We start from the raw sequence: 20,439 nt of genomic DNA, 5'->3' as shown, positions 1-20,439 counted from the left end.
AGAGACGGTCGTGAGTGGGGCGCAAATATAGACAAATTGCGATGCCCCGTCCCGGAGCCCTCGCCGGTCAGACCGTCAGCAGCAGCGCGCGCAGGTTTTCGTAGATGGGACCCTCGCCTTCCAGCACCGATTCCACCGACCGCCATTCGGCCCGCTCGATGTCTTCGGCGGTCTCCGGAATGAGTTCGTTCTGCTCGGTCGTCATCCGGAACCAGTAGGTAGGCTTGAGGATGCGGTGTTTAGAAGTGCGGTAGGTATGGTAGGTGGTGGGCAGGGCCTCGCCTAGCGATAGCTGTCGCAGTCCCGTCTCTTCCTCGACCTCGCGCAGGGCGGCGGCGGCCCGGTCTTCGCCTTCGTCGAGTTTGCCTTTGGGCAGATCCCAGTAGCCGCGCCGGAAGATGAACAGTTGCTGCTGCTTGCGGGCGTGGGTCACCAGTCCGCCGGCGGCCTCCACCCAGCGGTAGTGCGACTGGAAGTCCTGCCAGAGGTCGTTGAGGTCGTCGGCCACCAGCTCAATGGAAAATACTTTCTGGCTGCCCTTCTCCAGGGTGTCGGCGTAATTGAGGAGGCTCTTGCGTTTGCCGGAGTAACGGGCCACCAGGTGGGTGTCGGGGGCGCCGTCGCCGTAGGGGCTCGCCGTAGCCGTGTCGCGCAGGACCAGCGGCCGGTCGTTGATATAGATTACGTACATTGGCGCGAAATTTACGACGCATGGACACATCCCGGCAAATCGCCCGTCGCCTCCTGGAGGTCGGCGCGGTGAAGTTGAACCCCCACGAGCCTTACACCTGGGCCAGTGGCCTGCGTTCTCCGATTTACTGCGACAACCGAGTCCTGCTGTCGTTTCCCGCCATCCGTACTGAGGTCGTTGAGGCGCTGGGCGCGGCCGCGGGTGCCGTATCCGACGTGCAAGGCATTGCGGGCGTGGCTACCGCGGGAATCCCCCACGGGGCCCTGTTGGCCGACCGGCTCGACCTGCCATTCATCTACGTCCGGAGCTCGGCCAAGGAACACGGCCGCCGCAACCAGATCGAAGGCCGTCTGGAAACGGGCAAGCGTTACCTGGTCGTCGAAGACCTCATTTCTACCGGGGGCAGCAGCCTGAAGGCCGTGGATGTGATGCGGGCCGCGGGCGGAGAAGTAGCCGCCACCCTGGCGATCTTCACCTATCAGTTCCCCTCCGCCGAACGGGCCTTTCAAAATGCGCAGGTCCCACTATACACTGTTAGCGATTACGCTACCTTGCTTGAAGAAGCAACCGCCGCCGGCCACATCACCGAAGCGGACGCAGCTGCTCTGGCCGATTGGCGGCAAGACCCCCGGGCCTGGAGCAACGCCTATGAGGCAGCGGCCCAATAGGGGCTCCCTTTTTAATTTTCACTGAACAACACGAATGTCTATCCTAACCGAAACCGCAGAAACCTTCCTTCACGAATACCTTAATAACGCCTCCCCTACTGGCTTCGAAAGCGAAGGGCAAAAACGCTGGATCGAATACATCCGCCCCTTCGTGGACGAGATCGGTCTGGACACCTACGGCACCGCTTACGGCGTCATTAATCCCGGAAAGGACTACCGCGTGGTCATCGAAGGTCACGCCGACGAGATCAGCTGGTTCGTCAACTACATTTCCGACAGCGGCTACCTCTACGTCGTCCGCAATGGGGGCAGCGACCACACCATTGCCCCCTCCAAACGCGTGAACATCCACGGCGACAAGGGCATCGTGCGGGGCGTCTTCGGCTGGCCGGCGATCCATACGCGGCGCGGCGACGACGCCAAGTTGCAGCCCAAACTTGAGAACATCTTCATCGACATTGGCGCGAAGGACAAGGAAGAGGTACTGGAGATGGGCGTCCACGTGGGCAGCGTGATCACCTACCCCGACGAACTGGAGGTGATGAACGACCGCTATTACTGCGGGCGGGCCTTGGACAACCGGCTGGGTGGCTTCTGCATCGCGCAGGTGGCCCGCCTGCTGCGGGAGCGCGAGATCGAACTCCCCTACTCCCTCTACATCGTCAACTCCGTACAGGAAGAAGTGGGCCTGCGCGGCGCCCAGATGATCACCGACCGGATCAAGCCGCAGGTGGCCATCGTTACGGACGTGACCCACGACACCACAACGCCCATGCTCGACAAGAAGAAAGTCGGCGACGTCCAGGCGGGAAAAGGCCCCAGCGTCACTACGGCACCGGCCGTCCACAACAAGCTGCTGCAACTCATCATCGACGCCGCGAAAAAGAACGACATCGACTTCCAGCGGGAAGCGAGCAGCCGGGCCACCGGCACCGACACTGACGCTTTCGCCTACTCCAACGGCGGGGTGGCCTCGGCCCTGATCAGCCTGCCGCTGAAGTACATGCATACAACGGTGGAGATGGCTGCCAAGAGCGACGTGGAGGGGGTTATTGAGCTCATCCTCCAAACCCTCCTGAGCATCGAAGACGGTATGAGCTTTAACTATTTCGAGGTGTAAGTCTGCCATCCATGCGCAATCCGCTGTTGAACTGGCTCTTTTACGGGCACATCTGGATTGCGCTGGCGGCGGCGGGTCTGAGTTGGCAATCAACCTTCCTCAGTAGTGGGGATGCGACCGTTCACGCCTCGCATTATTTTGTCTTTTTTGCTACCCTGGGCGTCTATACCCTGCACCGCTTGCTGAGCTACCGCCGGGCCGGGGGGCAGCCCGACGGGCGCCGCTACCGGGTGGTGGCGCTGCACCCCGGCATCTCCCTCATGATCGGGGCGGGCAGTTTGCTGGTCGCGATCAGTCTGGCCTTCTCTTTTCCGCTGCGGGCTTTCTGGCCGGTGGTGCTTGCGCTACCCTTTACCTTTTTCTACCTGATCCCCCTGTATCCCGGTGGGCGGCGCCTGCGCGACCTGCCCTACCTGAAAGTGGTGTGGGTAGCCCTGGCCTGGACTTTCATGACCGACCTTTTTCCGGCATTTTCCATCCACGCCAGGCCCGTTGAACCGGTACTGCGCTTCTTTTTTACCCTTTCGGTGGCCCTGCTGTTCGACCTGCGAGACGTGGACCTCGACCGCCGGCAGGGCGTGCGGACACTGGCGGGGGCGCACCCCGGCCGCAACCGTGCCCTGGCCATGATCCTGCTGTTGATTTGTGCCCTGGTTTCCTTTCTCCGCTACCAACCGGCTACCGGCCTGGGGCTGGCAATTGCCTACGGAATGGCCATGGGTATCGCCCGGTGGACCTCCGCGGGAAGGGGTGAGGATTTCTTCGCCACGATCGTCAATGGCATATTGCTCCTGCCCCCTCTCGGTCTGCTACTGTTGGGCTGAGGAAGGGCGCGCGAGGGCCTTCTCCGCGATCCGGGCCGCGCCGTAGGCGCTGGCCTGGGGGGTCTGGGCGATCTCAACCCGCCGCCCGCAGCGTTCGGCCATCAACTTTACCCAGGCTTCCGAGCGGGTGAACCCCCCGCTGGCATAGATCACCTCGGCCGGACAGGTAGCTGCCTCCACTTGTCGCAGAATAGCAATTATGTTGTCCGTCACCCCCAGCAGCACGGCGCGGGCCAGATCGGTGGGCGTATGGGACCCCCGCAGCCCTACGAAAGCAGCGGTGGCCAGGGCATCCCAGACGGGTGCTCGCTCCCCGTTGAGGTAGGGCCGGAAGACCAGGTTCGTATCCGGGGCGGCGGCGGCCGCCTCGATCATGGGCCCAATGCCGGAAAAGTGGCCGCAGAGCAACTCATAGGTCCATTCCAGGACCTTGCCGCCGTTGTTGGTGGCCCCGCCCAGGACGTAGTAATCGTCGTACAACAGGTAGTTGAACAACTGGTGGTCGGTCGTGCCGCTGAGCCCCCGGTGGGTGGCCCGGACGGCTCCGCTCGTTCCGATGGTGAGGGAGATTTTGCCGGGTTCCAGGAGTCCGCTGCCGAGGTTGGCTAGGCAGCCGTCGGATCCACCGATGAAGAGCGGTACATCGCTGGTACCGAGCTGCCGGGCGACTTCGGGCCGCCATTGCAGTCGGTGGTTGGCCGGCACCACGCGGGGCAGTTCCAGGGGCAGGGCCTGCCCGTTGCCGGCGAGTTTAAGGGCTGCTTTGTCCCAATCACGCGTTTCCAGATTCAGCAGGCCGGTGGCGCTCGCGAGTTGCTCGTCGATGAGTGGACCGTCGATGGTCCAGCGGTCGACCAGGTACGATTTGAGGTCCCCGAGCCGGGTGGCACCGGCTAACCGGTCGGGATGAGAGGCGGTTAGCCAGCGGAGTTTGACCAACGGCGACATCGGATGTACCGGCGTTCCCGTGCGGTGTAGCAACTTTTTACGCTGGGACGCGTCAAAGCGGTCCATTACGGCCTGCGCCCGAACGTCGGCCCAGGTGATGACGGGGCCGGTGGGTTCGCCCGCGGCGTCGAGCAGCAATACGCCATGCATGGGGCAGCTGATGCCGAGGCCGGCCGGCGGTCCGGGCAGGTCAGCGAGGATTTCCGCCAGGATGCGTTCGGCCACTTCGGCGATGGCCCGCACGTCCTGCACCGCGGCACCCGGCTCGGGGTGGAGCAATTCATAATCGCCACTGCGTTCCCTGATCAGTCTGCCCGTAGCGTCAAAGGCACAGATTTTGGCGGAGGTGGTACCGAGGTCGAGTCCGAGGTAAAGGGGATTGTCGGGCATGGGCTTAAAGGTACAGCGGGTGCCCGACGGCATGGCAGCGAGCCTGTGTATATTTACCGGCCACCAAATTGACCGCCGTGCGATTACCACTTATCCTAGCCCTTCTGTCCTTGCTCTGCACCTGCGTACGCGCCCAAAAACCCATCACGGTGGAAGATATGCAGGCCTGGAAGCAAATCCGGGGCGAGGCACTCAGCGCCGACGGCGCGCATGTACTCTACACCCTGACGCCCGACCTGGGCGACCCGGAAGCCGTGCTCTACAACGTCCGCGAACAAGGCGAGCGCCGGTTCCCCCGCCTCCACGACGCGCGCTTCAGCTACGACGGGCGCTACCTGGTAGGGACCCTGAAACCCTCCCGCGATACGGTGCTGCACTACAAGCGGCGGGAAGAGGGCGATGCCCTGAAAAAATTGGATACCCTGCTGGTGTACGACCTGGAGCGGGGGGAAGCCCGCCGGTACCCGGAGGTGTACGAGGTGAAGCTCAGTGAGCGCTCTTCGGATGTGTTCGCCTACACTACCGGCTCCACCCTGGCCGACAGCCTGCGCAAGGACCTGGACAAGGACGCCCGCCGGCTGGTGGTGCGCCGCTTTGCCCGTCCGGACAGCTTTTACCTGGAGGGCGTGATGGACTTCCGGATCGCGCGCGATGCCCCGATCGTGGTGGCCCGGCGCACGGCGAAGGACAGTACCTGGTCGGCGGGAATCTTCCGGATCAATCCCAGCGAACTCGAGTGGCAGACCCTGAGTGAGGGTCCTGCCTACTTTTCCGGCCTCAACGTCAGCTACGATGGAAAGCACGTCGCCTTCCTGAGTAGTGAGAAGGACAAGGAGGAGATGAAGCAGCCGCCCTTTCACCTGCACTACTGGTCGGAGGGCAGCGACAGCGCCTACATGGTCACCGGTCGTGACCGCTCCTGGCTGCCCCAGGGCTACCGGATCAGCGACGACCGCCGCCCGGAGTTCAGCGCGGACGGCAAGTACCTCTTTTTCGGCACCACCCCGCGGCGCCCCGAGCTCGACAGCAACGGCCTGGCCAGCGAAGTTGCCGACGTGGAAGTGTGGACCACGGAAGACCCCCTGCTCTACACCCGGCAGAACAACAACCTGGAGCAGGACCGGAAATTTACCTACCTAGCCGTGTACCGCACCGGGGAGGACCAATTCCAGCAACTGGCCACGCCAGAGCTGCCCGAGACCAGTCGGCCGGAAGATGGCCGGGGCAACCACGTACTACTCTACACCGAGACCCCCTACAGCCGCGAAACCATGTGGACGGGCGGACCCGCCGGCCGCGACGCCAGCGTGGTGGACCTGCGGACCGGCAAGCGCACGCCGGTAGTGGAGGGCGAGCCCGGATTCTTCGAATGGTCGCCCGAGGGCAAGTACATCAGTTGGTACAATCCCGTGGATACGGCCTACCGCGTGTACGACGTGGCGAACAACCAGGTCCGCGACCTGACCTCAAACAAACTTGGCACCTTCTACGACGAACTCAACGACCGGCCGATGGACCCCTACCCTTACGGCACAGCCGGATGGACGGAGAACGACGGAGCCTTGATCGTGTACGACCGTTACGACCTCTGGCGGCTTGACCCCCGGGGTGGGGCCCCGGAACGACTCACCCGCGGTCGGGAGGACAGCACCGCCTACCGCTACGCGGACCTGGACCCCGAGGAGGCGGCCGTGCGTTTTCCCCTGGTGCTGACCTTCCAGCGTGACCGCGACTATTACGGCGGCTTCGCCCGCCTGCCACAAGGCGGAACGGTGGAAGAACTGGCCGTCGGGCCCTACGTATACGATGACTTCCGCAAGGCCCGCCTGGCGGACCGCTACCTCTATACCCGGGAGAGCTACACGGATTTTCCGAATTTGCGCATTACGGAGGACCTCGGTGCGGAGGCTACGGTAGTATCCGACGCCAATCCGCAGCAATCGCAGTTCAACTGGGGTACGGTGGAGCAGTACAACTGGATCGACCACGAGGGGCGGGAACTGAAGGGACTGCTCGTCAAGCCCGCCGGATTTGACCCGAACAAGCGCTACCCCCTGATCGTCAACTTTTACGAGCGCAGCAGCGAAGGACTGTACCGCCACCGTACCCCCGTGCCGGGGCGCTCCTCGATCAATTACCCGCACTACGCCAGCCGTGGCTACGTAATCTTCAACCCGGACGTGATCTACCGCGAGGGTTACCCCGGGGAGAGTGCCTACAACTGCGTCATGAGCGGCGTGAGCTCGCTATTGATGGACGGGTTTATCGACAAGGAAAATATCGGCCTGCAGGGCCACAGCTGGGGCGGGTACCAGGCGGCTTACCTGGCGACCAAGACGGATTTGTTCGCCGCCATCGAGGCCGGTGCCCCGGTGGTGAATATGTACTCCGCCTACGGTGGCATTCGTTGGGGCAGCGGCCGCAGCCGGCAGTTCCAGTACGAGCGCACCCAAAGCCGGATCGGCGGCACCATCTGGGAATACCCCCTGCGGTACCTGGAAAACTCGCCACTCTTCTTCACCGACAAGATCAATACCCCGATCTTGATCCTGCACAACGACGAAGACGGCGCGGTACCCTGGTACCAGGGTATAGAATGGTTCACGGCCCTGCGGCGGCTGGGTAAGCCGGCCTGGTTCCTCAACTACCGGGGCGAACCCCACTGGCCGGTGAAGGTCCCGAACCGGGCCGATTTCCAGACCCGCATGAGTCAGTTCTTCGACTATTACCTGCAGGACGCCCCCATGCCGAAGTGGATGAAGGTAGGCGTAAGCCCCCTGGAACGCGGCATCGAACAGAACCTGGAACTGATGCGGGAATAGTACCTACCGGTACTGCAGACTGCGCTGGGCGAAAGCCTCCGTGTGCCCGTCGGCCAGGTGGAGCAGCAGGCGGCCCGCGGGGTCGACCCCGACAATGGTAGCCCGGAAGTCCAGTTTGTCCTCAGTACGCCGGAAGGTTCTGACTTGGCCTTTCAGGTAAAGCAGGCTCAGGTATTGCCCGCGCAGGTCGTCCAACCGGCCCTCGTCAAGGCGGGAGAACCAGTAAGCGAGTTCGCCGAAAAGCGTGGCGAGCACCGTCTCGCGTTCGACGTTCCCGCCGGTCAGCTGGCGCAGGGAAACCGCCGAGGCTGACAATGGGCCGGGAAACTCCCGTTCGTTGACGTTAAGCCCGATGCCTACTACCGCGGACACTACCTGACTCCCTCGCAGGGCATTCTGGATCAGGATGCCGGCGATCTTCCGGTGCCCTACGTAGACGTCGTTGGGCCATTTGACGCGCACTTCCGGGCGTCGGTCCGGGGGAAGCAGGCTGCGGACGGTACCGGCCACGGCCAGGGCCGCGGCTTCCGTCAGGGAGAAAACTCCGTCGACTGACAAATGGGCAGGCCGAAACAGCATACTGAGGGTCAGATTGTCGCCCCGGCTAGCGTGCCAGGCGTTGGTCCCCTGCCCGCGGCCGGCCGTCTGTTCGTCGCTAAGGAATACGGCTCCGGAAGCCAGGGCATCCCCGTTTTCCAGGGCTTTCAGCAGGGCGGCATTCGTGGAATCAACGCGGGAAAAGTAGCGGGCAACTTTAGGTAGCAGCACATTGTTTCATTTGCAAATCCGTAGCAGGGCCCACGACCATTCCGGAACGGTTTTTGCTACTTTCATTGTACTAAAAGCGTGATTTGAATACATCCACAGAGTCAGTACGCAAGGCCATTGCTCCCAAGATGGAGGAGCGGCTCGACGTCATCCTGGACAGTATCCGGGACATCAAAGGTAAAAACATCGTTCGCCTTGACCTTCGCAAGTTGGACGATCGACCGGCCGAGTTCTTCTTCATCTGCGAGGGCGAGTCTACCACCCAGGTGAGGGCCATCGCCGAGAACGTGCAGAAACGCATGAAACAGGAACTTGGTGAGTACACCAAGAATACAACCGGCAGCCGCCCGGCCAATTGGGTCTGCCTCGACTACTTCGATACCGTGGTCCACGTTTTCTACCCCGAGACGCGGGCCTTTTACCAAATCGAAGATTTGTGGAGCGACGGCATTGCGACACAATACGAAACCCTCTAGCCGGCCAACCCAAAATATGCGGCACCAGCCAACGAAAAGCCGGTACGCACGTTAGCCAATACATATGAGCGCAAACAATCAGAATAATAAGCCCGACGGTGACGGAGGCGGACCAAAGTTCCAGAGTTACTGGATCTACGCCATCATGTCCGTAGTGTTGCTCGCCCTGGTGCTGACCAACTGGGGCACGGGGGCTTCGAGCGAGATTGACCTGGATCGCCTGAATGAGATCATCAAGGACGATGCGGTACAATCCATCACCCTGGTCAACAGCGAACGGGCCGAAATCTACCTCAAGGAAGACAAGAAGTCGCTGCCGCGCTACGAAGATTCGGCCCCCGAGGGTATGGGTGGCACGCGCTACGACTATTACCTCGAGGTAGCGGATCCCGCTTCTTTCAACGATTTCGTTTCCCGAGCCTATGAAGAGCACGGCGTGCCCTTCTCCGAACGGGTGCGGGTAAACGCCGAGCGGCGGGCCGATTACCTCGGTACCGCCCTGCAATGGTTGCTGCCCCTGGCGGTGATCGCGTTCATCTGGATCATCCTCATGCGCCGGCTCGGCAGCGGGGGCGGCGGTCCCGGCGGCCAGATTTTCAATATCGGCAAATCCAAGGCCACCCTCTTCGACCAGAACAGCAAGGTGAACATCACCTTTGCCGACGTGGCCGGTCTTGACGAAGCCAAGGAAGAGGTGATGGAGGTCGTAGACTTCCTCAAGAACCCGAAAAAATACACCGCCCTGGGCGGAAAGATCCCGAAGGGCGTACTGCTCGTAGGCCCTCCCGGTACGGGTAAAACCCTGCTGGCCAAGGCCGTGGCGGGGGAAGCCGGCGTACCCTTCTTTACCATGTCGGGATCCGACTTCGTCGAAATGTTCGTCGGAGTGGGTGCATCCCGCGTCCGCGACCTCTTCAAGCAGGCCCGCGAAAAGGCGCCGTGTATCATCTTCATCGACGAGATCGACGCCATCGGCCGCGCCCGTGGCCGCGCCAATATGCAGGGCGGTAACGACGAGCGGGAGAATACGCTCAACCAGTTGCTGGTCGAGATGGACGGTTTCAGCACCGACAAGGGTGTTATTCTCATGGCCGCCACCAACCGGCCCGACGTACTGGATTCGGCCCTCCTCCGCCCCGGCCGATTCGACCGGCAGATCGGTATCGACCGGCCCGACCTCCAGGGTCGCGAAGCCATTTTCAAGGTCCACCTCAAGACCATTAAGGTCAACGATACCGTCAATGCCCTCATCCTGTCGGAAATGACCCCCGGATTCGCCGGTGCCGAGATCGCGAACATCTGTAATGAAGCAGCCCTGATCGCGGCCCGCCGCAACCAGGATTCGATCGGTCTGGACGACTTCAACTACGCCCTCGACAAGGTGATTGGTGGCCTGGAAAAGAAGAACAAGCTCATCAACCCCGATGAGAAGAAGATCATTGCCTACCACGAAGCCGGACACGCCATCTGCGGCTGGTTCCTGGAGCACGCCATGCCACTGGTCAAGGTGACCATCGTTCCCCGTGGCGTAGCTGCACTGGGTTACGCACAGTACCTGCCCAAGGAACAGTACATCACCCGCTCTGACCAAATGCTCGACATGATGTGCATGACCCTTGGTGGTCGTGCCGCTGAGGAAGTGGTCTTCAACAAGATCAGTACCGGTGCCCAGAACGACCTGGACAAGGTGACCAAGATGGCCTACGACATGATCACCGTTTACGGCATGGACCCGACCGTAGGTCAGGTTAGCTTCTACGGCATGAGCCGCGACAGTTACCAGCGTCCTTACTCCGACGACACCGCCACACTCATCGACGACCAGGTACGCGCCCTGCTTACCGGTCAGTACGAGCGGGCGAAGAAGCTGCTCCAGGTGAAGCGCGAAGAGGTCGGCAAGTTGGCCGAAGCCCTGCTGGAAAAAGAAGTGCTCAGTCGCAAGGACCTTGAGGAACTCATCGGGCCGCGCCCCGCCGATGCCGAAGAAGGCTACCAGGAATGGGCGGGAGTAATCGACAACTCCCACGATCCCAACAACAACGGTAAAGTGATGCCCTAGACCGGAATCCTTGCGGTTTCCGGATTCGAATGGCCCCAAAACGATAGTTCTGGGGCCATTTTGCTTGACGAATTTCTTATCTTCACCAAGCTTAGTAACACCGCACTCTCCAATCCTTGAATCTGGCCGACCAAGCTCCCCCCGTTGACGCCCTGTTGCAAATGCATCAGGACGCCTTTAATATGGTGACCGAGGGTGCCCTGTGGGTCGACATGACCGGCAAGGTGCATTACGGCAATGAAAGTGCCGCCAAGATCCTCGGCTACACCTCCAAGGCGCTGCAGCGAACCAGCTATTTCGAGATCAACCCGCACTTCAGCATGCTGGGGTGGAAGCGTTTCTGGAACCGGCTGCAGGATAGTACCTCAGAGTACTTTGATACTGAATTCGTCAACGGCGATGGTAAGCTGTTCAGCGTCCGCGGCCGCGCCGGTTTTGACATCTACAGCATTGATCCGGAACTCTGCCTCATCGTCTTTACGGCCACTGAGGCCGGCAAGCGGGATGCCGATTTGCTGGAGGCCGTCCAGGAAGATGCCAATATGGGCGGCTGGGAGATCAACTTCACGACCAACCAGGTTTACCTGTCGCCCCCGATCAGCCGCTGGCTGGGCCTGGCCGAGGAGCGCCGCTTCTACCCCGCAGCCGAATTCCTGGGCATCTTCCGCGAGCACGTTGTCGGTGACATCTACGATGACGTCCGTGCGCTCTACAAGCGGCTGAAGGTGACCAGCGGTGTAGAGGAAGTGCCCCTGGCCCTGCGTGCGCCGGGCACCGACCAACAGACGGCACCCACCGACTATATCGTCCGCGCCCGTTCGGTGGAAAATGAACTGGAAGTCTATAAGATCTACGGAACGCTGGTCCGCGCCGGGGAAAACAACGCGCAACCCGTCAAGCGACCGCTGCAGGAGGACCTGTTGCGGCTGGCGCTGGATCAACAATCCGAAAGTGTATTCCTGATCTCGTATTCGGAGCGCAAGATCCTATACGCCAACGATCGCGCCGCCGAAATGACCGGATTTTCGAAACGCGAACTGTTGGATGCCCCCACCTCCAAAATTGCCGATCCGGAACGGGTAGAGGAGTTCGGTCGTCTTTACCCGAAGCTGCGCGATCAACGGTACCTGGAGTTTCCAACGCAGATACGTCGCAAGGACGGCAGCACGCTGCGCACCCTGGCGCGCCTCCACTATTACCGCAGGGGAGAGGAGGAGTATATGATCGCCATCAATCAGGACAACAGCCGACACGAACAGTACTCCGAAAACCTCCAACTGCATGCTACCACTTTGGATGCCCTTGACGAGTGGGTGATCTGGCTGGACGCCAACAACGGCGTGGTGCTGGTCAACGAGGCGGCACGCCGCAAACTCAGCCGAAAGACCAGCCTGGAGTTGGAAGGCATGCCGATCGAAGATTTGATGCCCGACCTGGACATCCCCGCGCTGGCCGATATCCGGCAGGATAAGATAGATGGCAGAAGCCGTTCGGCGACCGACTACATCTACACGACCACCAGCGGCGATGACCGGACCCTGCAAGTCCGTTTCGCCCAGGTGGAGGCCGGCAACCAGCGTTTCCTGTGCCTCATCTGCCGCGACGTAACCGTGCAGTACAATAATCGCCGCAAGCTGATGAAGACTAAGCGGCGGGTCGACGAGCTCACCAAGCAACTCCAGAGCGAGAACGAGACCCTGCGGGAGCAGATCGAGCAGGTAAATACCGGGGGGGCCATCATCACGGTTTCCAAGAAGTACCAGCGCATTCTCGCCCAGATCGCACAGGTTGCCGATACGGACGCCACCGTGCTCGTAACCGGGGAAACCGGTACCGGCAAGGAACTGCTGGCGCAGTCCATCCATAAATTCAGCAACCGCGGACGCAAGCCCCTGGTGAGCGTTAACTGCGCCGCCCTGCCCGAAAACCTGATCGAGAGCGAACTCTTCGGCCACGAGCGCGGGGCCTTTACCGGGGCATTCGCCCAGAAAAAGGGGAAATTCGAACTGGCCGACGGCGGAACCATCTTCCTGGATGAGATTGGCGAACTCCCCCTGGACATGCAGGCTAAACTGCTGCGCGTATTGCAGGAAGGGGAAATTCAGCGTATTGGGTCAACCAGTTCAATCCACGTGGACGTACGCGTGGTGGCCGCCACGAACCGGGACCTGGAGGATATGATTTCCCAGGGCACCTTCCGGGAAGACCTTTTCTACCGACTCAATGTCTTCCCGATCCACAACCCGCCGCTGCGGGAACGCACGGAGGACATCCCCGTACTGGTCAAGCACTTCGCCAAGGTGTACTCGGACCGGATGGGCCGCAACATCACCCACATCAACCCCAAGGACCTGGACGTGCTGGTGAAGTACGAATTCCCGGGCAACGTGAGGGAACTGATTAACCTCGTGGAACGCGCGGTCATCACTTCGCAATCCTCTACCCTGAACCTCTCGGCCAGCCTGCGCGCGCTGCGTCGCAATGACCGCAACGACGAGAACCTGTCGTTCCGCAGCGACAAGATCGTTCCCTTCGAAACGATGCAGAAGCAGTACATCATAGAGGCCCTCAAACGCACCAAGGGCAAGGTGACCGGCCCCGGCGGTGCCGCGGAACTTCTGGACCTGAACGGCCGGACCCTCATGTCCAAGATGAACAAGCTCGGGATTGACCGCAACAAGTTCACGGGTTAAGGTCCTATCTTTTGGGCGGCTTCCCTGATCCCGTTGCTTCATGCCCCACTCGTTGCCCCCGCTGGTTTCCCGTTCGCTGCTTCCCCCCTTCATTCTGGTAACCTCCCTGTTTGCCCTGTGGGGTTTCGCCAACGACATCACCAACCCAATGGTGTCGGCCTTCAAGAAGGTGCTGGAGCTAGACAACTTTCAGGCCAGCTGGGTGCAGTTCGCCTTTTACTTTGGCTACTTCACGATGGCCCTGCCGGCGGCCATCTTCGCCAAGCGGTATTCCTACAAGAAGAGTATTATCCTGGGACTGGCCCTGTACGCTGGCGGGGCTTTGCTATTTTACCCGGCTGCGTCGTGGGAGAGTTACCCCTTCTTCCTCCTGGCCCTGTACGTGCTCACCTTCGGACTGGCCTTTCTGGAAACCACCGCCAGTCCGTACATCATGTCGCTGGGACCGGCAGAAACGGCCACGCGCCGACTGAACCTGGCCCAGGCCTTCAACCCGGTGGGCGCGTTGGGCGGACTGATCGTCGCCAAGGAATTCATCCTTTCCCGGCTGCGCGCCGATGAAATGGGGGTACACGCCTACGCCGCCCTGGACCCGGCGCGGAAGGCGGCCATCCGAACCGCCGACCTGGAGGTCATCCGCGATCCGTACCTGCTGCTTGGGGCCATGGTGCTGGTCATGCTGGTTCTTTTTCTCGTCCTGAACATGCCCGAAAAGGAAACCACTTACGGCCGCCTTGAAATCCGGGCCGCCGTCCGCCGCCTTTGGGTTCAGCCCCGTTACCGCTGGGCGGTGGTGGCGCAGGCCTTTTACGTGGGCGCGCAGATTATGTGCTGGACCTACATCTACCAGTACGCCGAATCGATCGGCATTTCCAACGCCGACGCGGTACCGTATGGCATTTCCGCCCTGGTTGTCTTCCTGATCGGACGGTGGGTAGGCACTTACCTCCTGCGGTTCCTCCCCGGCGGCAAATTGCTGTTGGGCTTCGCGATCGGCGCGACGGCCATGACGCTTTTGACCATCTTCCTGGTGGGTATGGCTGGGCTGTATGCGTTGGTGGGGATCAGTTTTTTCATGTCAATCATGTTCCCGACGATCTACGGGATTGCCCTGGAAGGGCAAGGGGAAGACGCGAAATTTGGGGCGGCCTTTCTGGTTATGGCCATCGTGGGCGGGGCACTGATGCCCACCCTGCAGGGCCTGCTGCTGGATCTGGGGGGCAGCGGGTACACCGACCTACGCCTGCTGGGCGTCCCGGAAATCAATTTTAGTTTTTTTCTGCCCCTGCTGTGCTTCGTAGTCGTGGGCTGGTACGGCTACCAGGTTTTCACGTACTATCCACTACCCGAAAGCGAAGTGGTCCCTCCCCCACCCCGTCCCTGATCAAGCAACGCCCCACCCATGCCCGTTCAATTCGATCGCCCCGACCTACAACTCTACGAGAGTGCACTCTTTCGGACGGTGAGCACGCTGATCATCGGAAAGGATCACCTGCTGCTGGTCGACCCGACCTGGCTGCCGCAGGAGATTGAGGTCCTGCATGCGCGGGTAGAGGAATTGCGGAGAGGTCGCACATGCTACCTCTTGTTCACGCATTCGGATTACGATCACATCATCGGGTTCGGACGGTTCGAGGATTGGCATACCCTGGCTTCCGAAGCTTTCGTCGGGATTGCGGACCCGGACGAACCGATCAGGCAAATACTGGACTTCGACGATGCATATTACATCACCCGTGGCTATCCAGTCCGGTACCCACGGATCGATACTTCCCTGGCGGGAAATGGTGTGAGCCGGTTGCTGGGCTCAGAAGAGTACCTCTTCTTTCGGGCGCCGGGGCACAACCCGGACGGTATCATCGCCCTGAACCGGCAACGGGGAATTCTCATCGTGGGCGACTACCTGAGTAACATCGAGTTCCCCTACGTCTACCACTCCGTATCGGCTTACCGGGCCACGCTCGACCGCTTGGAGGGGATCATCCGCGATCATGAAATCAGGGTACTGGTCAGCGGACACGGGGATCATGCTACCTTGCCCTCGGAGATGCTGGAGCGCGTCCGGGAATCCCGCGAATACCTGGATGAACTCGAAGCGGCGGTGCGCCACGACCGGACTTTCGACCTGGACCGGCTGTTCACCCGCTACCGTTTTCCCGGCATCATGCGAAAGTACCACGCCGACAACCTGGCCCTCATGAAGCAACACGTAGCGGAAGAAGAACTGAAAGCCCCCGACCAATCGTGAACCGCCACCTACCTTAGCTGACTATGAAGCGCCCCGCACCCGCGTTCCCCGCCCTGCTGCACTACGAGGTGGCCCACCGGATCCTGATGGGGTACATGGACTACTACTACCGTTTCAAGCTGATCACCAAGCGGGCACGCCTGCGGTTTGAGGCCCGCGACTGGCACGGGACGCAGGCCGACGCCCGCAGCCGAATCACGCTGTACCGCGAGGAGGTGGCGCGCACTACCGAGCAACTGAACGAACTGATGGAGGGCATCGCCGGCGACGCGCGGTTCTGGGGGAAGGTCCGCGACGCCTTTGCCGAGGAAATTGCCCACTTCAACACCCGCAACATCGCCGAAACGTTCTTTAATTCCGTGTATCGCTACACCTACGGGATCGGGGCCGACCGCCGGGTCATGTTCGTGCTGCGGACGGGCAGTTACCGAGAGCATCAGGGTCTTTCCTCCATCAGTTATGACTTCACGATCGGCCGGCGCCCGCTGACCGATATCGTCCGTGAGGTCCTGGATTTCTTTCCTTTTGAGGTAGCCTGGGAGGACCGCGAGCGCGACGTACTACTGGTGGCCGAGCGCTGGGGCGCGCACCCCGCTAGCCGGTCGCAGCGCTTGGAAATACTCCAGTCGGTATTCTACCGCAACAAGGTAGCCTACATCGTGGGCCGACTGCTGGACCATGATCGCGTACACCCGTTTATCCTTCCGCTGCTGCACCCCGACGGACGCGGCATTCTGGTTGACGCTCTACTGCTGGAATCGGATCAGGTGGTGTCCATCTTCAGTTATCACCGCTCTTATTTTCTCGCCGACATCAGCGTGCCCAGTGATATGGTGGACTTCCTGGCCACCTTCATGCCCAGCAAGCAGATCAGCGAATTGTACAACGCAATCGGATTCGAGAAGCACGGCAAGACCGTTTTCTACCGCGAGCTGCTGCGCCATATCCGGCACACGGAGTCGGACCCGACGGAGCGCTTCGTCAGTGCCCCGGGGATCGCCGGGATGGTGATGTACGTCTTTACAATGCCGCAGCTTAATATGGTATTTAAAGTCATCCGAGACACCTTTGCGCCGCCCAAGCAGGTGACCGCCGAAACCGTCAAGGAAAAGTACGACCTGGTCAAGCGCCACGACCGCGTGGGCCGAATGGCCGACAGCTACCTGTTCGAGAAACTGGAACTGCCGCTGGACCGCTTCAGCGCCGAATGCCTCGAGGAACTGCGGTCGACCGCCACGTCCCGGGTGACAGTCACGCAGGACTGCGTGATGCTTTCCCACGTCTACGTGGAAAAGAAAATGACGCCCTTGAACCTCTACCTGCAGACGGCCGACGAGGCCATGGCCCAGAAGGCCCTGCGTGACTACGGCCGGGCCATCAAGCAGTTGGCCGCCGCCAATATCTTTCCCGGCGACCTGCTGCTCAAGAACTTCGGCGTCACCCGCGTCAACCGGGTGGTTTTCTACGATTACGACGAGATCGAACTGGTTACCGACTGCAACTTCCGCCACATCCCCGAGCCACGAACGCCGGAGGATGAGATGTCCAGCCAGCCCTGGTACTACGTGGGGCCGCGCGACATCTTTCCCGAGGAGTTTCCCGGGTTCCTGCTGCGGGCCGGTCCCCACCTGACCTACCTGCGGCAGCAGCACGGTGAGATCTTCGACGCCAACTTCTGGAACGACCTGAAGCGACGACTGCTGGCGGGCGAGATCATGGATGTGTTCCCGTACCGCACCGGCTGCCGGTTTCTGCAGTAGCACCTTACACGGCGCCTTCGAAAGCCGGATAAACGGGCTTTTGCCGTAACACCGGCTTTAACCAGCGCATAGAGAGCAAACACGGTGGGTCCGATACTCCGATTTGCCCCTGCCGTGTACTCCGCATCCACTCCTTTGATTGTTCTGATGCAATATTTCGTATCGCATCCCCCGCCGCCCGGCGGTGGGGGGATGCCTTTTGTGCCGACGGGCCGCTATCTTGGCCGTTCATGATCGACCACCTGATCCAGCTTGCCCCCGACGCCAAAACGCTCGAGGCCGGACGCCGGCTGTTCTACAGCCGCAGGTGGCGACTGCTGGGTGGCGACGGTGAATGGATCTGGGGCGAATTCGACGTCGGTGGCAAGCGCCCCATCACTTCGGCCGTGCAGGTGGTGCGGGGCAAGTTCAGTTGTAGCTGCCGCGCGCGGGCCCGGCCCTGCGCCCACAACCTGGCCCTCGTACTGCTCCTCAAAAACAACCCCGACCGCTTCACGGTAGGTCAGCCCCCCGACTGGGTACGTTCCGTGCAGCACCAGTCCGGTCGCGCCCCAAAAACCATCAAGGATACGGAGCAGGCCGAAGACCGGCTTTCCGCCCGCCTGGAGCTAATGACTTCCGGAGTGGACGAACTGGAACTGCGCCTCCTCGACGTGGCCCGCCGGGGCATTGCCGATACCCAGGGCCAGGGGGAAGAGAGTTGGTTGTCCATGGCTACCCGCCTCACGGACGCCAAACTGCCCGGCCTGGCCGGACGGGTACGCCGGCTGGCCGGCCTCGGCGCGGAGGGTACCGAAGGGGAGATTGCCCGCACGTTGGGCGACCTGTACCTCTTCGTCCGTGCCTGGCGCATCCGCGACGAGTTCCCCCCCGACCGGCGAGAAGAACTCTACCAGTTGGCGGGCATCACCACAAAGAAGGACGAACTGCTGGGCCTGCCCGCAAAGGAGGACCACTGGCTGGTGCTGGGATCCGTGTCCGGCACCGAGGATCGGCTGCGCTACCGTCGCGTGTGGCTGCGGGGCGAACGGAGTCGCCGCTACGCGCTCCTGCTCGACTATGCCTTCGGGGACTTTCCGTTCGAACAGTCGTGGCCCCTGTCGGCCTCCTTCGCCGGTGGCGTACACTACTACCCGGGCAGCTATCCGCAGCGGGCGGTGTTCCCCGAGCCGCGGCCGGGGGGACGCCCCTACGACGGACTGAAGGGCTACCCCTCCTTTCAGGACATGCTCGCCAATTACCGCCGCGCCCTCGGCGTGAATCCCTGGCTGCTTTATTATCCGGTCTACCTGGACGACGTGCGCCCCGTCAAGGAAGGCGAGCGGATGAAGTTGGTGGACGCTCAGGGGAGGGCACTCCCCGTAAGCGCCGACCACACCGGTTTCTACCGTTTGCTGGCGGTGAGCGGGGGCGGGCCGCTATCCCTCTTCGCGGAATTTGATGGGTACCAACTGAGGCCCCTAAGCCTGCTTACCCAGCTCGGACTCGCCGAAGCCTAGGCCGAGTCCAGGTCCGATTCGGGGAGGGTGACGCGGACCATGCGCCACTTTTTCTGCAGGTCCTTGCGGCGGACCACATCAGCGTATCCAGCCTCCCGGAAAAGCTTCATTACTTCTTCACTGTTGAACTCATTGGTTTCGCAGTAGAGCCGACCACCGGGTTTGAGTCCTACGTGGCCCAGCTCGGCCAGCCGCCGGTAGAACAGGAGCGGATTTTCCTCGGGTACGAAAAGTGCGAGTTCGGGCTCATGCTCCAGAGTGGAGGCGTCCATCCTGGACCGCTCCGAAGGCGGGATATAGGGCGGGTTGGAAACCACGACGTCGTAGCGGCCCTGTGACATACTCTCCTCCAGCACGTCGCCGTGGTGGAAGGTCACGGACACCCCTAGTTTTCGGGCGTTCTCGCGGGCGATCTCCAGGGCGGCCTCGCTCAGGTCGACGCCGCGGCAGTTCCAGCTCGGCCGCCGGACTTGCAGTGCCAGGGGGATGCAGCCCGAGCCGGTGCCGAGGTCGATTACGGAGTGAACCGTACCGGGTGGATGGTCCTCGAGGATCCACTCCACCAGTTCCTCGGTTTCCGGTCGGGGGATCAGGACGTCGGGGGTGACCTTGAGTTGCAGACCAAAAAAATCCGCAATCCCGGTGACATACTGCACCGGTTCGCCGGCCTTAAGCCGGTTGATGGTGGTCCAGGCCAGGATTTGCTCCTCCTGGGTCAGTTTGCGGGGCCGGTTGCCGGATCGGTACCCGAAGATATCCTCCATTACCAGCCGGGTTACGGAGGCGGATTCGCCGCGGCCCAGCAGGGGGCGCAGTTCACGGGCGATGTGCTTGGTGAGGTCGTCGGTTCTCAAGGCAGGACTCGGTATTCGGGGCTAGAATTCGTTCTTCCACATCATCGACTCCATGGGGCGGTCGCTGACGGTATTGTACTTGGCGTTCGGTTTCTTATTGTAGTAATTCTCGATGTCGCCCTCCACGGCAAAGTAGATGAGCTGTCCGATGGGCATACCGGCGTAGACACGTACGGGGTGGGTGCAGGAAATTTCCAGGGTCCAGTGGTTGCAGAAACCCACGTCGCCCTTACCGGCCGTAGCGTGGATGTCGATACCGAGGCGGCCCACACTGCTTTTGCCTTCCAGGAAGGGGACACTGCTGTGGGTTTCGGTGTACTCCAGCGTCACCCCCAGGTAGAGGGTATTGGGGTGCAGTACGTAGCCTTCCTCGCCGATTTCCATCTCCTCGATGGCGTTGTGTTTGCGAGCATCCAGAATGTGGTCCTTGTAGCGGGCCAGGTGCTTGCCCAGGTGGACGTCGTAGCTGTTGGTTCCCAAATTGGCCCGGTCGAAGGGGCGGATCACGATTTCCCCGCGGTCCATCGCGGCCAATATTTTTTTATCGCTCCAAATCATGCGCCCAAAGGTAAGTAAGGGCCGGCAGGAGCGCACCGTTGCAAGGATCGGGCGCGGTCGC

The 20,439-nt window shown here is 61.4% G+C and carries 16 protein-coding genes; 11 read left to right on the top strand and 5 right to left on the bottom strand.

Annotated features, from left to right (window positions below):
* Positions 1–67: 67 nt before the first annotated feature.
* Complete coding sequence (locus E4021_RS10305; RefSeq protein WP_168797553.1) at positions 68–691, bottom strand: NUDIX hydrolase; 624 nt, start codon at positions 689–691, stop codon at positions 68–70.
* A 20-nt stretch (positions 692–711) separates the two neighbouring features.
* Here E4021_RS10305 and pyrE point away from each other — a divergent pair, with 20 nt between their 5' ends.
* The 3 genes from pyrE to E4021_RS10290 are packed head-to-tail and all read left to right on the top strand — an operon-like array spanning position 712 to position 3,303.
* Complete coding sequence (gene pyrE / locus E4021_RS10300) at positions 712–1,359, top strand: orotate phosphoribosyltransferase (RefSeq protein WP_136459059.1); 648 nt, start codon at positions 712–714, stop codon at positions 1,357–1,359.
* A 34-nt stretch (positions 1,360–1,393) separates the two neighbouring features.
* Positions 1,394–2,479, top strand: a complete 1,086-nt coding sequence (locus tag E4021_RS10295; RefSeq protein WP_136459057.1) for a M28 family peptidase — start codon at positions 1,394–1,396, stop codon at positions 2,477–2,479.
* An 11-nt stretch (positions 2,480–2,490) separates the two neighbouring features.
* On the top strand, positions 2,491–3,303 hold the full coding sequence (locus tag E4021_RS10290; RefSeq protein WP_136459055.1) for a UbiA prenyltransferase family protein: 813 nt from the start codon (positions 2,491–2,493) through the stop codon (positions 3,301–3,303).
* Here E4021_RS10290 and E4021_RS10285 read toward each other — a convergent pair.
* Complete coding sequence (locus E4021_RS10285) at positions 3,289–4,641, bottom strand: gluconokinase (protein WP_168797552.1); 1,353 nt, start codon at positions 4,639–4,641, stop codon at positions 3,289–3,291. The genes E4021_RS10290 and E4021_RS10285 overlap by 15 nt on opposite strands.
* 77 nt (positions 4,642–4,718) lie before the next feature.
* Here E4021_RS10285 and E4021_RS10280 point away from each other — a divergent pair, with 77 nt between their 5' ends.
* Positions 4,719–7,463: a S9 family peptidase gene (locus E4021_RS10280; protein ID WP_136459051.1), complete on the top strand. Its 2,745-nt coding sequence runs from the start codon at positions 4,719–4,721 to the stop codon at positions 7,461–7,463.
* A 3-nt stretch (positions 7,464–7,466) separates the two neighbouring features.
* Here E4021_RS10280 and E4021_RS10275 read toward each other — a convergent pair whose 3' ends face one another.
* Positions 7,467–8,231 carry a biotin--[acetyl-CoA-carboxylase] ligase gene (locus E4021_RS10275; RefSeq protein ID WP_136459049.1) on the bottom strand — a complete coding sequence of 255 codons (765 nt, stop codon included), beginning with the start codon at positions 8,229–8,231 and terminating at the stop codon, positions 7,467–7,469.
* Positions 8,232–8,314: 83 nt separating this feature from the next.
* Between E4021_RS10275 and rsfS the strand changes: the two genes are divergently transcribed.
* The 7 genes from rsfS to E4021_RS10240 all read left to right on the top strand — a co-directional run bounded on the left by rsfS (position 8,315) and on the right by E4021_RS10240 (position 18,966).
* Positions 8,315–8,707: a ribosome silencing factor gene (rsfS, locus tag E4021_RS10270; RefSeq protein WP_246050272.1), complete on the top strand. Its 393-nt coding sequence runs from the start codon at positions 8,315–8,317 to the stop codon at positions 8,705–8,707.
* 64 nt (positions 8,708–8,771) lie between these two features.
* Complete coding sequence (ftsH, locus tag E4021_RS10265) at positions 8,772–10,766, top strand: ATP-dependent zinc metalloprotease FtsH (RefSeq protein ID WP_136459047.1); 1,995 nt, start codon at positions 8,772–8,774, stop codon at positions 10,764–10,766.
* 116 nt (positions 10,767–10,882) lie between these two features.
* Positions 10,883–13,459, top strand: coding sequence for a sigma 54-interacting transcriptional regulator (locus tag E4021_RS10260; RefSeq protein WP_136459045.1), 2,577 nt, complete (start codon positions 10,883–10,885; stop codon positions 13,457–13,459).
* Positions 13,460–13,499: 40 nt separating this feature from the next.
* Entirely contained in the window at positions 13,500–14,843 is a 1,344-nt protein-coding gene (gene fucP, locus E4021_RS10255) for an L-fucose:H+ symporter permease (protein ID WP_136459043.1), read from the top strand.
* An 18-nt stretch (positions 14,844–14,861) separates the two neighbouring features.
* Complete coding sequence (locus E4021_RS10250; protein WP_136459041.1) at positions 14,862–15,707, top strand: MBL fold metallo-hydrolase; 846 nt, start codon at positions 14,862–14,864, stop codon at positions 15,705–15,707.
* Positions 15,708–15,730: 23 nt separating this feature from the next.
* Positions 15,731–17,467, top strand: coding sequence for a bifunctional isocitrate dehydrogenase kinase/phosphatase (gene aceK / locus E4021_RS10245; protein WP_136459039.1), 1,737 nt, complete (start codon positions 15,731–15,733; stop codon positions 17,465–17,467).
* Between the two features lie 230 nt (positions 17,468–17,697).
* Positions 17,698–18,966, top strand: coding sequence for a hypothetical protein (locus E4021_RS10240; RefSeq protein WP_136459037.1), 1,269 nt, complete (start codon positions 17,698–17,700; stop codon positions 18,964–18,966).
* Here E4021_RS10240 and prmC read toward each other — a convergent pair.
* Positions 18,963–19,820 (bottom strand): peptide chain release factor N(5)-glutamine methyltransferase, encoded by an 858-nt coding sequence (gene prmC, locus E4021_RS10235; RefSeq protein ID WP_136459035.1) that lies wholly within the window; start codon positions 19,818–19,820, stop codon positions 18,963–18,965. The genes E4021_RS10240 and prmC overlap by 4 nt on opposite strands.
* 21 nt (positions 19,821–19,841) lie before the next feature.
* Positions 19,842–20,378 (bottom strand): dCTP deaminase, encoded by a 537-nt coding sequence (gene dcd / locus E4021_RS10230; protein WP_136459033.1) that lies wholly within the window; start codon positions 20,376–20,378, stop codon positions 19,842–19,844.
* Between the last annotated feature and the right edge of the window lie 61 nt (positions 20,379–20,439).

Source organism: Neolewinella litorea (assembly GCF_004803465.1).
In the GTDB taxonomy this organism is placed as follows: Bacteria; Bacteroidota; Bacteroidia; order Chitinophagales; family Saprospiraceae; genus Neolewinella; species Neolewinella litorea.
This window is presented reverse-complemented; position numbering and strand designations above follow the sequence as displayed.